Genomic DNA, 859 nt, shown 5'->3' with positions numbered 1-859 from the left:
GTTTCTAAGCCATTGGCTGCACCTGCTTCATCCCGTGCGCTGTATTTAAAATCCCAAGAGATGCAATGTTTTTCATGAATAACAACAATAGGGAGTGTTTCACCGGTAATGGCTTTTCCTTCCCCCCGTTTGGCGAGCACAAGTTTGCCATCAACGGGCTTTGCTACCGCATCATATTCTCCTGCAAGACGTGTAGCAAAAGCCATATCGCTTTCTGATGTTTGATCAATATGACGCACAACGATTTTTGCAAGAGAAGGATCAACCTTTGCTGTATAGCCATTACGCTCTGCTATCTCTTGAACAATACTGCCAAGGGTTTGCTGGTGATAGGATTGGCTTTTTGGGGTTCTATAAGACGTGTTCATTGATGCAGCGCGCCCTGTAACACTTAAGCTTTGTGGTGGACTGCTTACAGAGATTTCATCTATCAGATAGGCTCCCATATCGCGGTTTTTTCCGCCTTCATAGCCAAGTGTTATGGAAATAACCGTCCCGATAAGAGGAATATCAAGAAAGCCGTTATCACTGTCACGGGCGCGGTCATCAAGCTCTATGGTGATACGATCACTTTTGTTTTCTGCTTCATCGGTAATTTCAATCGATAAAACATAATCCATAAGCGTTTTGGTGATGTCTTCTCCATTTGCCAGAACCATGCAAAAAGGTTTCATGATTTGCTACCCCAAATTCTGATCACTGGTGTGGCTTTCGGATAGGGGAGGGTTGGTAAGAGTATCGTGATGCCTGCTTTTAAAATGGGTCCATAGTCTGCAAGTCCAAAATTCGCTGCATAGACGCGTTCAACAGCAAGCGCTTGTTGACCTTTGGCATAGTATTTCCAGCAAATGGCATCCAC

Annotated in this window: 2 protein-coding genes; both read right to left on the bottom strand. The window is 44.5% G+C overall.

What is annotated here, in order from left to right; genetic code table 11:
• On the bottom strand, positions 1-674 hold a 674-nt coding region (locus ACFIKU_RS10435; protein ID WP_375657412.1), incomplete at its 3' end, for a phage late control D family protein.
• Positions 671-859, bottom strand: a 189-nt coding sequence (locus tag ACFIKU_RS10430; RefSeq protein ID WP_375657411.1) for a tail protein X, incomplete at its 5' end; no start/stop codon positions are given. The genes ACFIKU_RS10430 and ACFIKU_RS10435, both read right to left, overlap by 4 nt.

Source organism: Bartonella sp. CM120XJJH, assembly GCF_042194715.1.
Taxonomy (GTDB): Bacteria; Pseudomonadota; Alphaproteobacteria; order Rhizobiales; family Rhizobiaceae; genus Bartonella.
Note: the sequence above shows the minus strand (reverse complement) of the source record. Positions and strands in the feature narration are given on the sequence as shown.